This window comes from Lentibacillus sp. CBA3610 (genome assembly GCF_013373365.1).
Taxonomy (GTDB): domain Bacteria; phylum Bacillota; class Bacilli; order Bacillales; family Amphibacillaceae; genus Lentibacillus.
The window spans coordinates 3,591,981-3,608,877 of the sequence record NZ_CP035925.1 but is presented as its reverse complement, the minus strand read 5'-3'; the positions used below and the strand labels follow the sequence as shown (position 1 = coordinate 3,608,877).

17 protein-coding genes are annotated in these 16,897 nt (G+C 42.0%); 7 read left to right on the top strand and 10 right to left on the bottom strand.

The features are described from left to right. Nucleotides 1-132 precede the first annotated feature (132 nt). Nucleotides 133-468, top strand: coding sequence for a PadR family transcriptional regulator (locus Len3610_RS18000; RefSeq protein WP_176449161.1), 336 nt, complete (start codon nt 133-135; stop codon nt 466-468). Beyond that, the gene (locus Len3610_RS17995; protein ID WP_176449160.1) at nt 465-1,157 is read left to right on the top strand and encodes a DUF1129 family protein; all 693 of its coding nucleotides are present in this window, start codon (nt 465-467) and stop codon (nt 1,155-1,157) included. The genes Len3610_RS18000 and Len3610_RS17995 overlap by 4 nt, the downstream gene beginning before the upstream one ends. Nucleotides 1,158-1,214: 57 nt before the next feature. Here Len3610_RS17995 and Len3610_RS17990 read toward each other — a convergent pair whose 3' ends face one another. The 5 genes from Len3610_RS17990 to Len3610_RS17970 all read right to left on the bottom strand — a co-directional run bounded on the left by Len3610_RS17990 (nt 1,215) and on the right by Len3610_RS17970 (nt 6,934). Further along, the gene (locus tag Len3610_RS17990; RefSeq protein ID WP_176449159.1) at nt 1,215-2,396 is read right to left on the bottom strand and encodes a CapA family protein; all 1,182 of its coding nucleotides are present in this window, start codon (nt 2,394-2,396) and stop codon (nt 1,215-1,217) included. A 102-nt stretch (nt 2,397-2,498) separates the two neighbouring features. Beyond that, nucleotides 2,499-3,785: an acyl-CoA thioester hydrolase/BAAT C-terminal domain-containing protein gene (locus Len3610_RS17985; protein ID WP_176449158.1), complete on the bottom strand. Its 1,287-nt coding sequence runs from the start codon at nt 3,783-3,785 to the stop codon at nt 2,499-2,501. 153 nt (nt 3,786-3,938) lie between these two features. Further along, the gene (locus Len3610_RS17980) at nt 3,939-4,562 is read right to left on the bottom strand and encodes an NDxxF motif lipoprotein (RefSeq protein ID WP_176449157.1); all 624 of its coding nucleotides are present in this window, start codon (nt 4,560-4,562) and stop codon (nt 3,939-3,941) included. Nucleotides 4,563-4,737: 175 nt separating this feature from the next. Next, nucleotides 4,738-5,601, bottom strand: coding sequence for an SDR family oxidoreductase (locus Len3610_RS17975; protein ID WP_176449156.1), 864 nt, complete (start codon nt 5,599-5,601; stop codon nt 4,738-4,740). 184 nt (nt 5,602-5,785) lie between these two features. Further along, nucleotides 5,786-6,934 carry a thiolase family protein gene (locus tag Len3610_RS17970; protein ID WP_176449155.1) on the bottom strand — a complete coding sequence of 383 codons (1,149 nt, stop codon included), beginning with the start codon at nt 6,932-6,934 and terminating at the stop codon, nt 5,786-5,788. 262 nt (nt 6,935-7,196) lie between these two features. Here Len3610_RS17970 and Len3610_RS17965 point away from each other — a divergent pair, with 262 nt between their 5' ends. Beyond that, the gene (locus tag Len3610_RS17965) at nt 7,197-7,355 is read left to right on the top strand and encodes a YfhE family protein (RefSeq protein ID WP_176449154.1); all 159 of its coding nucleotides are present in this window, start codon (nt 7,197-7,199) and stop codon (nt 7,353-7,355) included. 193 nt (nt 7,356-7,548) lie between these two features. Here the strand turns inward: Len3610_RS17965 and Len3610_RS17960 are convergent, their stop codons facing one another. Next, nucleotides 7,549-8,268 carry a type II toxin-antitoxin system prevent-host-death family antitoxin gene (locus Len3610_RS17960; protein ID WP_176449153.1) on the bottom strand — a complete coding sequence of 240 codons (720 nt, stop codon included), beginning with the start codon at nt 8,266-8,268 and terminating at the stop codon, nt 7,549-7,551. Between the two features lie 187 nt (nt 8,269-8,455). On the opposite strand from Len3610_RS17960, the gene Len3610_RS17955 reads away from it, so the two are divergent. The 3 genes from Len3610_RS17955 (at nt 8,456) to Len3610_RS17945 (ending at nt 10,582) form a co-directional block, all read left to right on the top strand. After that, on the top strand, nt 8,456-9,376 hold the full coding sequence (locus Len3610_RS17955; protein ID WP_176449152.1) for an ABC transporter ATP-binding protein: 921 nt from the start codon (nt 8,456-8,458) through the stop codon (nt 9,374-9,376). Further along, nucleotides 9,369-10,328 carry an ABC transporter permease gene (locus Len3610_RS17950; protein WP_176449151.1) on the top strand — a complete coding sequence of 320 codons (960 nt, stop codon included), beginning with the start codon at nt 9,369-9,371 and terminating at the stop codon, nt 10,326-10,328. The genes Len3610_RS17955 and Len3610_RS17950 overlap by 8 nt, the downstream gene beginning before the upstream one ends. Before the next feature lie 77 nt (nt 10,329-10,405). Next, nucleotides 10,406-10,582 (top strand): hypothetical protein, encoded by a 177-nt coding sequence (locus Len3610_RS17945; protein ID WP_176446157.1) that lies wholly within the window; start codon nt 10,406-10,408, stop codon nt 10,580-10,582. Between the two features lie 112 nt (nt 10,583-10,694). Here Len3610_RS17945 and Len3610_RS17940 read toward each other — a convergent pair whose 3' ends face one another. The 4 genes from Len3610_RS17940 to Len3610_RS17925 form a co-directional block, all read right to left on the bottom strand. Next, complete coding sequence (locus Len3610_RS17940; RefSeq protein WP_176449150.1) at nt 10,695-10,970, bottom strand: YkvA family protein; 276 nt, start codon at nt 10,968-10,970, stop codon at nt 10,695-10,697. 232 nt (nt 10,971-11,202) lie between these two features. Further along, complete coding sequence (gene typA, locus Len3610_RS17935; protein ID WP_176449149.1) at nt 11,203-13,137, bottom strand: translational GTPase TypA; 1,935 nt, start codon at nt 13,135-13,137, stop codon at nt 11,203-11,205. Between the two features lie 180 nt (nt 13,138-13,317). Then, the gene (locus tag Len3610_RS17930) at nt 13,318-14,637 is read right to left on the bottom strand and encodes a sensor histidine kinase (RefSeq protein ID WP_176449148.1); all 1,320 of its coding nucleotides are present in this window, start codon (nt 14,635-14,637) and stop codon (nt 13,318-13,320) included. Beyond that, complete coding sequence (locus tag Len3610_RS17925) at nt 14,634-15,326, bottom strand: response regulator transcription factor (RefSeq protein WP_176449147.1); 693 nt, start codon at nt 15,324-15,326, stop codon at nt 14,634-14,636. Before Len3610_RS17925 ends, Len3610_RS17930 begins: the two co-directional genes overlap by 4 nt. A 171-nt stretch (nt 15,327-15,497) precedes the next feature. On the opposite strand from Len3610_RS17925, the gene Len3610_RS17920 reads away from it, so the two are divergent. After that, on the top strand, nt 15,498-16,820 hold the full coding sequence (locus Len3610_RS17920; RefSeq protein ID WP_176449146.1) for a S1C family serine protease: 1,323 nt from the start codon (nt 15,498-15,500) through the stop codon (nt 16,818-16,820). Nucleotides 16,821-16,897 lie beyond the last annotated feature (77 nt).

Here is a 16,897-nt window from a genome sequence, read left to right as displayed (position 1 = left end):
TTCCGTTCCATCATTCATAAGAATCATAAGAAATTCACTTGAAAATTTTATACACTTTTATTATAACTATTTTGCAATGCAAGATAGTTATTTAAAGGCCCAGTATCTTGTATCACAAGGCAGGTTAAAAGCATGTCTCTGAGAAGTCAATTATTAAAAGGTATTCTGGAAGGCTGTATTCTATCCATCATCCAGCAGCAACCGACATACGGCTATGAACTTTCTGTAAAACTGCAGGAATTCGGACTGGCTAATGTCAGCGAAGGGTCCATCTATCCGATTTTGTTGCGGCTGCAAAAAGAAAATTTAATCCAGGGTGAAATGAAACAATCTGATTCCGGACCGAAGCGGAAATATTATTATTTAACCAATGAAGGGCACGAGGCATTAGAGCAATTTATCCATCATTGGACAACGATCAAGCAGCCGGTGGATAACATCATCGGCAAAGGGGGCAAAATAAGATGAACACAAAAGACCTCATTCAGCTTAACAATGAAAAGCGGGAACAATTAACCGAAGAGAATGAGAAATACTACGGTGATATGCTCGTGTATATCCGAATGAATTTAAACAAATCCGAACGCTATACTGAAGAAGTCCTGCTGGAAATGCTGGAGCATCTACTGCAGGCACAAGCTGAAGGCAAAACGGCCAGGGACGTGTTTGGGGAGGATCCAAAAACATACTGCCAAGATATTATCGAGGAAATCCCGTCAGAGAAAAAGACAAACCGCCTTCCATTTATATTATTTATCATGATGAGGCTCATTAGTATTGTTGGTTTAACGGCCGGAATCGTTGGTTTTGCCTTGTATTATTTTTTCGACCTCGGCAGCGGGAATATTTCATTTCCTGTTGTATCCGGAACTTTGATCGTACTTATCGATTTACTATTGCTGGGGCTGTTTCTATTCATCCTTTCTAAATGGATCAAAAGCTCAACATTCAAAGAAAAGCAGCCCAAAAAATGGGTGGAATTTCTCCAGTTGTGGTTATTATGCACGCTTTTCATCAGTCTGACATTGATTGTACTAAGATTCATGCCTGATTTTGGTTCTGTCTTTCACATTTCGTTCCCGGTTTTTATATTATTCGGGGCTGTTCTTTACATTATTTCGTTTGTCATGAACAAAAAGATGCGGCTAATCAGCTAAAAATTAACCGTCCTGTTCCGCTTGCAGTGGGACACGGGGTCTGTCCCGTTGTCCCGGTTACTCCTCGATAAATTCCAATTCCGGAACCCACTGTGACATGTGTTCCTTCATCTCCTGATAATGTTCCCCAGCATTTGCCAGTTCATCTTCCGTAAGCTGATACATTGGTGCCACCTCATAGTTCGCCCAATTTTCGAATTTAACAAATGTCGGCATGAATTTCGGTGCCTTAACCTCTATCGTTTCCTCGTCACCTTCAGTCGTTTTCTGAATGGCAAATTGAAAAACACCACCGATCCGGCGGTAAAACTCATCCTGGCCGGACAAAAAGTTCCCCAGTGAATAAGCAACAAGCGTCTCGTGTCCACCTTGGCCTCGGACCCAGTCAACCGGCTGCAGCACATGCGGATGATGGCCCAAAACAACATCAACGCCCTCATCTGCAGCAAACTGGACAAGATCCTTTTGTTCCTCACTTGGCATCCGCTCATACTCATTCCCGTAATGCAGACTTAAGACGATGGCATCTGCCTGCTGTTTTGCTTTTCGAATCCGTTCAGCCATAACCTCTCTATCAATTAAATTCACCAGATGATCTTTGCCATCCGGGACCGGAATGCCATTTGTTCCATATGTAAACGCCAAAAATGCTATCGAAATGCCTTCATCCGTATCATAAACACGTATATTCTCGCTGTCCGCCTCATTTTTATAGGCCCCTGTGTACATCATGTCAATATTTTCCCAATGGTTAATTGCATTCATGATCGCATCTTCACCACGATCCAATGTATGGTTATTGGCAAGTGACACAACATTAACACCGGTATCCTTCAAAGCATCCCCGACGGCATACGGACTGTTGAATGCCGGATAGCTTGACAAGCCCAGCTCTTCACCACCGAGCATTGTTTCCTGATTGGCAAACGTGATTGTCGTATCATTTAAAAAGGGCTTGACCCGCTCAAGCATTGGTCTGAAATCATACGTACCATCAGCTGTCCGTGCATCTTCATAAACGGTATCATGGATCAGCATATCACCAATGGCAGAAACCGTAATTTCCTGTTCAACGACTTCTGGCTCTTGCACTTCTGCTCCTGCAGTTTCCGACGTTTCCTGCTCCTCTGTTTCGTTGTCCGGTGCCGGTGCCTGTACCGGCTGTTCATTTGTACATGCCGCCATTACAGCGATCATAAATAGCACCACGATTAACCGGACGCATTGACCCCGTTCCATACATCTTGCTCCTTCATCGTTTTGTTCCAAGCATAACATGATGAAGAACACATAACGACATAAAAATAGAATAATGTATGATATTTGCAATCAAACTTTTACTCATGCATGGACTGTATTAAGGAATTCCTTTATTTTTTTCCATGAATCTGTTGTGGCCCGGGCATTTGCTGATTTTGAGCCACCAAAAGTCATCGCCATTCCACCCGTCAACTGCATGACAATGTTACTTGGAATCGAAGGAAAACTATATGGAAAAGCCAGGAAATGACCGGCACCTTCGTAAAAAAGATGTTTATGCTGATAAAGATGATCCGATAAAGACTTCTCCATCATTTTGACAAATTTCTTAGATGGCCACAGTTGATCATCACTTCCGGATATTGTCATAACAGGAGCATTGATATTCTCTACACGAATCCGTGCATTTTCAATTTTCTCTTCTTTCCTCATCGTACGATTCCAAATGGCTAAGAAAGAAGACGGACGCTTGAATATCCAGTTGCGAAACGTAGAGAAAATCATAGATGGTGGATAAGAAAACTTCATATAAGGCAAAGCCTGCCCACCCGACGTCCAGGACGGTATTGGCGCAAATATGCTATTCTTCATTCCTGATGTGACATAACTGCTTGGAGAAACTGCAATCACAGATGTATAGTCATTATAAGTAGCACCTAACAGGAGGGCTAGTTCTCCTCCCCTTGAGAATCCGATAAGTGATACTTGTTTATTTACAGAAGGATGCTCTTTTAACCAATGGGTAGCCTTTTCAAAATACTCTAAAGGAATACTTTCCAAGTTATCCGGAACGTTCTCCATACCAAAATAAGCTAATGCCAATACCGTATATCCATAGGAAGCGAGCAGTGCTGCGGCTGGATCCAAATAACCGCCATCTGATCCACCTAAAAGCAATATGCCCGGATATGAAACTTCTTTCACCGGATGATACAAAACCCCTGTGAATTCATTCGATTTCACGACTTCTTTATTAATATCCTCATTATAAAATTGGCGAGTTATTGTAACTGTATCGAGCGTTTCTCCTGATATTTCCAAATAAATATCCACCGTAACCGAGTTTGAATTTTCTTTGACAAAAAAATCACCATGTCTCGATTGTGAGTCTTCCATGGACCAAAATAATCCAGAACTGTCAATTTCATTGTACGAACCCTCTACTGGTTTTACGTGGGAAAGTGAAATGAAACCATCTTTATTTGCTTTAAAAGTTGCTTTCGATTCAAAGATTTTTTCACTATCATCGCTCATTTTCGCTTTGAGCGTAATCATCTCATTTGGCTCACTGTTAATTACTTTTATATCAATTTCCTCATCGATATAAGTATGAAGTTTTTGAATAATGATTGCAGGTCTTTTTTTCACTGGGAAAACCAGCTCCCTTCAATTACCATATATGAGTTCTTAATGAAGCACCGAAACATCCTGCTCATTCCAGATATGACACTTTTCTTTTTGCCTTTATTCCGGATTCACGCCCTGTTCTGGAACAAAATTAGATATTCCAGTAATTCATTCTTATTCTTCTGAAGCTCCCAGTCCAAACGCCTTTGTCTTAATATTTTTCTTATCGAGGAATGCTTCTATTTTGTTTTGTTCTCTGCCATTCACCACGTCAGTTTTACTCATTATTGATTTAATGTTTATTTTCGGAACTTCCCCTTTATTTGCGTCATCCATCAGATTATTAAACATTTCATCTACCTCATAAAGAAGCGCATTGTAGGCTGTAATGTACTGGCTAATTCTTTCAGACTCGCCTTGATAACCTTCAGGCAAAGTGTTATTTGAGATATAGTTAGAAAAATTCACGTCATTTTCTTTAGTGAGTTCGGTAATTCTAGCTAACTTTTCGAATTCATTTTTATTTAATTCTTTCTCTTCATACATAGCATCTTGAAATGGATAACTAGCCTCATCTAGTTCGTTATGGCTGTCCAGATATGTTTTTATGCTTAATTTCATTTCTTCTTCGTCAATTTCATAATTTTGCTTTTCAGATGTGAATATTTCACCAGGAACCTCTACATCCTCCGTATCAATAATTTCATCATCTTCCTCTTCAGTAGTATCAAAATCTTTTCCTTGGGAACATGCGCTTAATATAAATATAATTAAGAAGCCAACAAAAATCCTTCTCATAAGAATCCCCTCTCCTTTTGGATTGGTGCATTATATTAAAAAATTAATTTAATTCGGCCCCCCCATTCGTAAGATACATTGTTCAAAAAAATGGCCCGATCGTATTATGGCACATATTTATTCGGTTATCGCGCCCAATCGTATTACGGAAGACTTTTGCTATATCCCCATACGCTTAATTCTCACCCTGATAGTTCGTTTGATAATCACTTAGAAAGGTTTGAATGCTTCGAGCAGAGCGATTTAGTAAAAGGTTAATATCATTTGTGACCAGATTTTTCTTATCATCAGGATAAGCCTGTACAATATAAGCGAGATCATGCGCCCGCCAAGATGGTGTCCCTTCTGACAATAGCTTTTGATAAAATTCCTCTTGGGAAACTGGTTTATATTTAATTGAGCGTTTAAGAATACTCGATAAATATTCCGCGGCTTCGTAATAAGAAACTGCACTAGGACCAGTTAATGTATACACTTTTGAAGAATGATTGCCATCTTTTAAAACTTTTGCGGCTACTTCTGCAATATCACGTATATCAACTAAAGCAAATTTGTCTGAACCCATAGGGGCTGAGAAGGTGTCCCTTGTAGCAACCGATTTCCCGGATCGCAATAAATTTTGCATAAATAAAAATGGTCGAAGGAATGTCCAGCTCAGCTTTGAATTTCTCAATTGCCCTTCTGTTTCGGCATGCCAACGCATCAAAGCGATTGGTGAATTTTTAGAGGAGCCGAATGCTGATAATTTTACTGCATGCTTAACACCACACCGTTCCGCTACCTTTATCACGTTCTCATGTTGTGCTACTTGATTAGGATTATCCCGTGCAGCCAAGAAAAGCTGATCCACTCCCTCAACTGCTCTTTCAATGGATTGCGTATCTTCAAATGTTCCTGTTACCACTTCTAATGATGAATCCTCAAAATCGTCGAAGGTTTTCTCGTCCCTAACAAATGCTCGAACAGGTACACCCATTTTTAAAAGGTTTTGAACAACTTTACTGCCAATTTGCCCTGTGGCTCCTGTAACCAAAATCATGTCATCTTTCCTCCCCATAAATAATCAATTGCTATACAGTTTATACCCGAATTTGAATGACATCTACCAGAAACTGTTCAACAATCTGGCCCTTCTTGAATAACAGAAATGGCGGATTCAACATCTTCATTGTCACCCAGCACCACTCTGTTAATATGTTCCCCAATACCGCGTTCCAATCATCTTAGAGCCGTTCAATCACCGTTGCATTCGCCATGCCCATTCCCTCACAAATTGCCAACAGCCCGTACCTGCTGTTAGAACGCTCCAATTCATTAACTAACGAGACGAACAGCTTTGTACCGGTTGCGCCCAATGGATGACCGAGGGCAATTGCGCCGCCGTTGACATTCAGTTTTTCCGGATCGGCATTTGTTTCGCTCAGCCAGGCGAGCGGCACTGGTGCAAATGCTTCATTCACTTCATACCGGTCGATTTGCTCAATCCCGAGGCCAGCTTTAGCCAGCACCCGTTTTGTCGCCTCGATCGGGCCTGTCAGCATCAATGTCGGATCTGAGCCAACCACTGTCCGGGCTATGATTCTCGCTTTTGGCTGTAACCCTAACACTTCAGCTTTTTCCCGGGACATCAACAGCACTGCACTCGCCCCGTCACTCATCTGGCTTGCGTTGCCGGCTGTAATTTTACCATCTTCCTGAAATACCGGATTCAAATTTGCCAGTGCGTTCATCGTCGTATCAACGCGCGGCCCTTCATCTGTTTCAACTATCTTTAATTCCCCATTTTCATCCCGGGTTTCGACTGGTACAATTTCCTGTTCAAAGTATCCCTTTTCAATGGCCGCCAATGCGCGCTGGTGACTTTCATATGAAAACACATCCAATTCCTCACGTGTGAAGGCCCATTTTTGCGCAATTTTCTCCGCGGATATCCCCTGATTGACGATTTCATAATTGGCCGTCAGTTTTTCACTCGGCTTCACGCCCTGCATATTCGAAAACATTGGCGCCCGGGTCATGTTTTCTACACCACCTGCAATCACGATGTCCATATCACCGGAGAGAATCGCCTGTGCACCGAAATGGACCGCCTGCTGACTCGAGCCGCATTGCCGGTCAATCGTCACACCAGGCACATGCGTTGGAAACCCGGCAATCAATGCTGCGGTCCGGGCAATATTCCCGCCTTGTTCACTCACTTGGGTCACACAACCTAAAATCACATCTTCAATCGCTTCTTTATCAATTTTTGAACGATTCACCAAATCCTCCAGCACAACGGCCGCCAATTCATCTGACCGGTAACCCTTAAAACTTCCCTTTCTCCGGCCAACTGCTGTCCGGCAGCCGTCCACGATGACAACTTCCCGCATATACGCTTCCCCCTTCGCATGAACTTCTGGCCCTATTATAGCTGATTTTTTGAAAAATCGGAATCCCTTCCTTCTATCCTAATAATCGAAACGAAAGGCCAAAAAGGGGGCGCCGTAAAAAATATTTTTGAATGCCCCTTTTTTCAGGGTTCGGTACGATTATAGTTATGAAAGAGATGGCAAATAATCCGGAATGGTATGTTTAACACGATCCAAACAGGGAAAAGCGTAATAGACTCTATAACAGAAAGGACATCCGTTTATGCGAAAAGCACAATATCAGCCGACAAAGGACAAGCAACTGACAGATGCCCAGGAAGTCCATTTTGCCAAAGGTTTTAAGCAGGCGGACATTGCGGGCGGATACCGCGGACCAAACGTCAGAGAAGCAAAACGTGAGAATCCCGAATTAAAAAGATAGGTTTTCGGATTTACGGTGCACAGGATAGTCTTAGACAGAGCAGTATATTTTCATGAAATAATGATAGAAAGCACTGAATAGAGCCATTACAGTTTAACGCTACAAAGCCGCATGTTTCCGATGCCAAATGCGGCTTTTTCAATACAGTGGGGTTGAAGGCAGCTGCGAAAGCCACGTTCTTCTAATCAACGAATCAAGCAAAGACATCCTGCAAGTCTGCTGCCAATCCTTCAAATACTTCGGAGTGAACCGCATCGTGAGCATTTTTTGAATAGGTTTTGCTGTTTACAATGTCATTGTCCTCCAGCACGTAAATCAAAATATGTTCATTGATTGGGTCGACAATCCAGTATGCTTTGACACCACATTGTTTGTATAACTCGAGTTTCTTCAACATATCTTTACTTCTCGTGGAGGGTGATAACACTTCGACCACCAGCGTTGGCGTCCCTTTATATTTACCTTTCTCGTCCAGATTGTCCTTGTCACAGATGACCACAATATCCGGCTGGACCACACAGATGTTATTTTCCTCCTTAAAGAACGTCACATCAAACGGGGATGTCAGCGGCACACATTTTTTCCCTTTAAACCAGTTATAAAATGCACCGAAGAGTTCGCCAACCGCATGCTGGTGCTTGTAAGAAGGGGAAGCAAGGTTGTAGATGACACCGTCAATTAATTCAAATCGTTGTTCCGATTCCTCCGTTAGTTCCAGAAATTCTTCATAACTCACCCAACTACTCGACGATTGATAGTCTGATTGTTCTTCTTTAACAGCGGCTGCATCATGACAGGGCAGGATTTTGGCAGCATCTTTTCCACTTTTCGTTACAATGACTTCCTCACCTGCTTCCACGAATTTCAAGTATTTTCCGAAATTATTTTGTGCTTTGGTTGAAGACACTCTCATTTTTCGACACATCTCCTTGTTAGCTAATTTACTTATATTGTACATATTTTTAGCTATTTTTCAATCAAATCTTATGTTACTAGCTAAATTAAAATAGTAGGAATTAAAATAGTACCTGAAATCAATGAAACTTTTCCATGATTTTTTTCGTACTACAAAACAGTTACATAAATTGGGGGAATATAACATGACTGAAACAGCCATGGAATTAATCGATGTCAAAAAGACAATTGGCAGCAAAGAAATTATTAAGGGATTATCATTTGAAATCCATAAGGGAGAAGTATTCGGATTTATCGGGCCCAATGGTGCCGGTAAAACGACTACCATTCGCATGATGGTTGGATTGATGGGTTTATCAGACGGTGATGTTCGGATACTGGGAAACAGCATTAAATCAGAGTATAAAGATGCCATCCGGGAAGTCGGGGCGATTGTTGAAAATCCGGAAATGTACCCCTTCATGACGGGAAGGCAGAATTTAAGACACTACGCCCGGATGATGCCTGGCGTCACCCAAGAGCGTATTGAGGAAGTCATTAAAATTGTAGGATTGGAAAAACCGATTAACGAAAAGGCCGGAAAATATTCTTTAGGGATGCGGCAGCGGCTCGGAATCGCCCAGGCACTCCTGCATAAACCATCCGTGCTTATCTTGGACGAGCCTACTAATGGGTTGGATCCGGCCGGTATTCGCGAAATTCGTCAATACATACGACAATTAGCTGAGGAAGAGAATGTTGCTGTTATCATTTCGAGTCATTTACTGTCTGAAATCGAGCAAATGTGTGATCGGATCGGTCTGATCAAAAATGGTGAAATTATTGCCACCCAGGATGTCAACGCAGCAACCGAACAAACAACTGCCGTTGAAATTCAAATGGACGTAACACCAACACAGCAGGCAATTGAGGTTTTAAAAGAGGATTTTGACCTCAATGCAACAACTGCCAAGGAAATGGTAACCATTCGTGCTGAACGCGACATGATACCAAACATTATCCAGTCATTCGTCAGTCACGATATAAAGGTATACCAGGTGACCATGTCAAAATCATCACTTGAGGATAAATTCTTTGATTTGATTGGGGAGAATACGATTGAGTAATTTTTTTCAACTGTTAATTAATGAACAATTTAAATTATACATACGAAAGTCTACATGGATTATGTACATTTTAACCGCCGTACTTATTTTGGGATTGGCTTTGCTTGCAAACTTCGCTGCGGGAAATACGGTGTTATATCAGGCAGCAGAAGATGACAATTGGCGGCAGACATTGCAGGATGATAACGCGGAAATGCAGCAGGAAATGGAACAGGGTGAGATGATGCAAGGGGTGTATACAAGCCAAATTGAAAGAAATAATTATTACCTTGAAAATGACATCCAGCCTGCATCATACGACGCCTGGCAATTTGTCATGGAAAATGAAATGCTGCTTTCATTAGTAAGCTTGTTCACCATCATTGTCGCAGCAGGTATTATCGCCAATGAATTTAAGTGGGGTACCATAAAATTATTATTGATTCGTCCGATTACACGAACTAAAATACTGGCATCCAAATATTTATCAGTCCTTTTATTTGCGCTGTTTACGCTTTTATTTGTGTTGCTGTTTTCATGGATTACGGGAGCGTTATTCTTCGGTGTTAATGGAATGGATCCGCATATCGTTATGAATCAAAGTGAAGGCTATGCATATGTTTCCGTTATCGGACAAATCGTTGAAGGTTATGGATTACAGCTTGTGACACTTGTGATGATGGCTACGTTTGCCTTCATGATTTCCGCGATTTTCCGGCAAAGTTCACTGGCTATCGGTATCGCCATTTTCCTTATGCTTTCAGGCAATGCGATTGTAACCTTTTTCGCCGATTACAACTGGGCAAAATATATCCTGTTTGCCAATACCAACATGGGTCAGTATGTAAATGGATCCCCAATGTTTGAGGGTATGACTTTAGGATTTTCCATAACTGTATTAGCTGTTTACTATGTGATTTTTCTTGCCGTATCATGGTTGTTCTTCACCAAACGGGATGTCGCAGGTCACTAAAAGTTTTTGCCAGCATATTATTGAAACATATATTATAATTGAATTAAGATTATATACCCGAATATCCGAGGTGTGGAATGATGAAACGTTATTTAACTGCTATTTTTATCGGTATAAGTGGTATCGTGCTCATTATCGGCTTGGGTGTGGACCTGTACTGGAGCGGGATTGCAGCATGGGGGATAGCATTTATTTGTTTGATTTTTGCCGTATACTTCACTAAATATATACCAAATGATAATGATAAGCAGTGAGTAAGACGGGGATCATGTAGTCCCCGTCTTACTCAATTTTCTTTACGGAACCTAAAAAGGGGACTGTCCCCTATCACGCTAATGCGTTAACGTGATGAGGGACAGACCCCCTTCATTTAAAATCATGTTTTTCCTTCAATGATTCCGGTGCAACTTTTACCATTTGCTGCAATAGAAAGGCAGCGACCGTTATATCATCAAAGAATCCAAATATATAGAAAAAATCCGGAATAAGGTCGAACGGAAATATGATATAGCCGATAATCACGACGACATATAATAATTTCGTCTTCCCCTTTACCTCGTGTGAACGAAAAAAATCCACTATGAACGGTATTGATTTGTGGAATTTTAATAAGAAGCCAAGTCGTTTTAGAACCTTTCTCAATTGCATCACCTGCTTTAATTAATGCTTCACAGCGGAATAGTCAGCTTTAGTGTTTAAGACCCGCATAGGCATAGCATACATACTCCCAATCTGATTGGCTGTTCGGTATGAATAGCAATCAGTCAACATTTTCACCCCGTTAACGGTTTTGTTTCATTTTAACAAAAGCGATACTGATTGATAATTTTCCTGTTCTGACGATATTTCCCGCTTTCTGCTGATTACCACCCAATCACAGCAAAAAACCGGCAACAGCTTCCAATGCCATCGCCGGATCTATCGGATTATTGTTCCTTTTCATCAGCGGAGAAAAGCGTCCCACTGAATGAAGTTTCACTTTACCCCGATTTCGATTTTTTTGCTGCTTTTTCACGTCATTTTGATTTAATAACTTTTTGCGAAGGCGGATTGTTTCAGGTGTTACTTCACAGTATTCATCATCATTTAAATATTGAATAGCTTCCTCAAGGGACATATCACGTGTTTTCCTGATAGTTGCTGTCTGGTCTTTTGTTGCTGAGCGAACATTGGTTAAATGTTTTTCTTTCGTGATGTTGACCGTCAAATCATTCTCACGGTTGTGCTCCCCAACAATCATACCGGCATAAACGTCGGTTCCTGGTTCAACAAATATCACACCGCGGTCCTCCAGTTGCATAATGCCGTAAGTCGACGTTTTACCATTTTCCATGGCAACAAGTACACCCTCACGACGTTCACCAACCTGGCCTTTCGCAACCGGCTCATAGCTATCAAACGTATGGTTCAGCATGCCATAACCGCGTGTGAGTGACATAAATTCCGTTGCATAACCAATCAACCCACGGGATGGCACTTTAAATTCAATACGCACCTGTCCATTTCCCTGGTTTACCATATCAAGCATTTCGCCTTTTCGTTCACCCAAGGTTTCCATCACCGGACCTGTATATTCTTCTGGTACATCCACCTGGACATGCTCTACCGGTTCACATTTAACCCCATCAATTTCTTTAATAATGACCTGGGGTTTCGACAATTGCAGCTCAAACCCTTCACGGCGCATGTTTTCAATCAAAATGGAAAGATGGAGTTCCCCGCGCCCTGAAACGGTCCAGGCATCCGGTGTTTCAGTTGGATTCACACGCAAACTGACATCTGTTTCCAGCTGCTTCATCAAGCGTTCCTCAATTTGCCTGGATGTAATATATTTACCCTCACGTCCGGCAAATGGGCTATTATTCGTCACAAATGTCATCTCCAGCGTCGGCTCATCAATACGGAGCCATGGCAGGCCCTCGGGTTTTTCCGGTGAGCAGATTGTTTCGCCGATATTGATATCATCCATACCAGCTATCGCTACAATATCTCCGGCTTTTGCCTCCTGGATTTCAATCCGTTTTAAGCCAATGAATCCGAATAATTTACTGATACGAAATGGCTTTTCTGTCCCGTCTTTCTTCAATACAACAACCTGCTGACCGACACTGATGGTGCCACGGACAACACGACCGACACCAATCCGGCCTACATAGTCATTATAATCAAGCAGCGTAACCTGGAATTGCAGCGGCTCCTCCTGTGTATCATCTGGTGCAGGAATATGACTCAAAATTGGCTTAAAAACAGGGTCCATTGTTTCCATCTGCTCATCCGGCTCTTCACCTGATGTCCCGTTAATTGCAGATGCATAAACGACCGGGAATTCCAATTGTTCATCATCCGCTCCAAGTTCAATGAACAAATCCAATACCTCATCAATCACTTCATTCGGACGGGCATTCGGCCGATCTATTTTATTCAAAACAACAATCGGTGTCAGCTTTTGGTCCAATGCTTTCTTCAAAACAAAACGCGTCTGCGGCATACAACCCTCATAAGCATCAACAACTAACAAGACACCATCAACCATTTTCATAATCCGTTCCACTTCGCCGCCAAAGTCGGCATGGCCCGGGGTATCAAGAATATTGATGGTTGTATCTTCATATTTAATTGCTGTGTTCTTGGATAAAATCGTAATCCCGCGTTCACGCTCAATATCGTTCGTGTCCATAGCACGTTCATCCACTTGTTCATTTTCACGAAAAGTGCCCGAGTATTTCAGCATCTGATCAACAAGTGTTGTCTTGCCATGATCAACGTGTGCGATAATTGCAATGTTACGAATATCTTCTCTTAATTGCATAAACGTACGCTCCTAATCATTACAGAGTGGTTCAAAACTATCCTATTGTAACATAAAGTGAAACTTCATGCAGTAGGGCGGTTTTTCCTACTGCATGTTAGTTGAACAGAATCGGGCATTTAGGGTCAGTTGGCCGCCGTTTTTTGGCGGCTTACTGACCATTAGATGCGGGATATATTCTCACTCAGGAAAAGCAATCACGAATTTTGCTCCACCAAGCTCTGAATCCCGCACCATGATTTTGCCGCCGGACTGCTCTACAATCGCCCGTGCAATCGCCAGCCCAAGCCCGGTCTCTCCAGTTTTACCTTTAACGAACCTGTGGAAAATATGCGGAATGAGCTCTTTTGCTATACCTTCCCCGTCATCTTCAATTATAATCGTCTTTTCCTCAACCGTGACATTAACACGTGAATGAGCATGACGAATGGCATTAACGGTAATATTCAACAAAGCCCGCAGTAATTTTTCCTGATCGGCCATAAAGGTACTTTCGTTGTCCACAGAATGATTCAGCGTGATGTCTTTCTCACTGACTAATGGCAATGCCCGGTCCAATACCTGGTCGATCAGCTCAGTCGCCCTTATTTGCTCATCTTTGTACTCAGCTTGCTCACTGTCCAATTTTGCCAGAAGTATCATTTCATTAATGATGGTCTTCAACCGGCTAACCTCTGTCACCATCATTTCCAGTCCTTTTTCCTTATCTTTTTCATTAAAGACACCATCACGAATACCTTCCGCGTAACCTTGTATGGTCATGAGCGGTGTTTTCAGCTCGTGGCTCGCATTTTGGAAAAACGCCTGCTGTGACTTCATATACCGCTCAAGCTCCGTAGCCATATCGTACAGCCCTTGTTCGACTTCTTTAATTTCACCTGTTGCTTTTATGCGTTCGATATCATCAAATTTTCGTTTTTCGATTTTTTTCAGTTGTTTTTTCAACTTTGTTAAAGGCGTTACTAATTTATTGGTTAATAAATAACTGAGCAGAACCGCCGCCATAGTACCGATGATGAACACGATAACCATCCGCCTGAAAAAATCCTGCTGCACTGTCTGCAGATCCGTCAATGGGGTCAATAAAACCAATTCCAGTGTCGTTCGATCCGGATAAATCAGAATGCGCGACGTGACAAATTTATTATTGCCTGCTTCCCATAATTCTTCCCGTTCATCCGCAAAGTAATTATTAGCTGAGAACCCCCTGACATATTGCTCGGGCATCGTTGACATCAGTACCTGATCCTGAGCACGGTCATAAAGGAATAACTGCAGATCCTGTTCCCGCAAAAAGTTGCTGAAATCCTCAATACTTCCCTGTCCCTGGCCTTGTTCATTCAAAACCTGAATAAGTAATTCCCCTTTTTGCTGCAGCTCCGTCCGCTCATTGTCAATCAGCATCCCAAGTATCATGGAATAAATCACATACCCTGTAACGCCAAGGATAACCAGCATGAGGGCAGTAAAAGCTAAATTTAACTGGGATTGCAGTTTCATAACGATTCCTCTTCACTTCGCAGCCGATAACCATAACCCCATACCGTCTCCAGTTGAATGTCGGGCAGTTTTTTACGTATTCGTTTAACGAGGTCATCAACGGCACGATCACTGCCGAAGTAGTCTTCCCCCCAAATCCTGATCAGTAATTCCTCCCGGGAAAAGGCTCTATTGATATTTTTCGCCAATAGCAAAAGCATATCAAATTCCTTTGTGGTCATATCTTTCTCTTCACCATTCCAAAAAATCCGGCGATCATTCTCATGAATCAATAAATTATCAACTTTAATCCGGTCATGGGATTCTTGACTGCTCCCGGTAGAATGGTCAGCACGTTTGAATACACGCTTAACACGCGCCAATAGTTCCCGGGGGCTGAATGGCTTGGTTAAATAATCATCGCCCCCAAGTTCAAGCCCGAGTATTTTATCAACTTCATCATCTTTAGCCGAAATGATTATAATCGGTACATCACTTTCCTGGCGAATTTTTTTACAGAATTCGTAACCATCCATGCCAGGCAGCATTATATCCAGTATCCACATATCCGGCCGCTGTGTTTCCCAGAGGTCCCAGGCAGCCTCAGCAGATTCCATGACTGTTACATGAAAGCCTTCTTTTTTTAAATAGGCCGATACAATGTTTTGGATATTTGCATCATCTTCCACTACTCCGATATGATGACTCATAAAAGGACGCCTCCATCATTGATTTGTTATGATTATTTTCACTGAATAACGGGAATGTCAATATTGAAACTATCATTTACACACTTTTGCCATATTTGCACCAAAATCCTACCAAATGTGATGATTATAATAAGAGTTGACTTCATGATAACGTAAAGAGGTGATATATTCATGGATTTTAACAATCATCAACATAATAATGAAAATAGAGATAATCAGGAGCATCCGGATAATGAACCGGTCCACCAATCGGATCCGGATGCAAACGGCGGTATCGCACAATCAGCCAGACAAAATGCCAAAGCGAATCAGGATAAAAAGCCGAAACGGAATAAATCAGGCAATTTTCTGAGCGGAATCATTGGCGGTGTCGTCTCAGCCATTGTGGTCGTACTATTATTTACTACCAATATTATACCAAATAATGATGACGGTAATAATTCAGATGCTGCCACGGAAAATAATCAATCAGACGAATCATCACCGGAAGTTACCGAAACAATTGCTTCAGATAATGAGGAAACCGCCACAAATATGGAGGAAGCATCAGAAGCTGTTGTAGGTGTCACCCGAATGCAACAGACAAATATTTGGGAACCGAGTGAAGAATCCGGCACAGGTTCAGGCATCCTCTATAAAAAAGAAGACGGTAATGCCTATGTCGTCACGAACCAGCATGTTGTTGCAGATGCACAGGAAGTCGAAGTAGCCCTTAACAATGATGAACGTATAGAGGCAGAAGTTCTTGGTACGGATCAATTAAGCGACCTTGCCGTTCTGAGAGTTGATGGATCCCAAATCGATACCGTTGCAAACCTTGGTTCATCAAATGACGCAGAAGTTGGGGAAACAGTCATTGCAATTGGCAACCCACTTGGAATGGAATTCGCCAATACATTGACAAGAGGTATCATCAGCGGTCTGGATCGTTCCGTTAATATGGATACAAACGGCGATGGTCAACCGGATTGGATTACTGAAGTTATTCAAACAGATGCTGCCATTAATCCGGGAAACAGTGGTGGTGCACTTGTCAACAGTGATGGTGAAGTAATCGGAATCAATTCAATGAAAATCGCACAAACAGCCGTTGAAGGTATTGGGTTTGCTATTCCGATTGACACCGCGACACCAATCATCGAACAGCTTGAAACAGAGGGACAAGTGGCACGGCCATACATTGGCATCAGTTCAGCCCCTATTAATACAGTACCACCACAATACCGTGACCAAATCCAGGTTCCGGAAGATGTTGAAGGTGGTATGGTCGTTGCCCAAGTAGAAAACGGATCACCTGCAGATGAGGCAAGCCTGCAGCAATTCGATGTAATCACGCAAATCAATGGTAATCAGATAACCTCAATCGTGGATTTACGTACATTTCTGTACAATGAAGCGGAAATTGGGGAAACAGTTGAACTTGAGTTCTATCGAAATGGTGAGGCACAAACCGTTTCAATGGATTTGGCTGAGCGTCAGCAAGAACAACAATGATAGATTCTTTCTCCTTTTAAGAACCTGCAGTTGAATCAGCTGCAGGTTTATTTTATTTGAAAAGAAAACATAGAAAT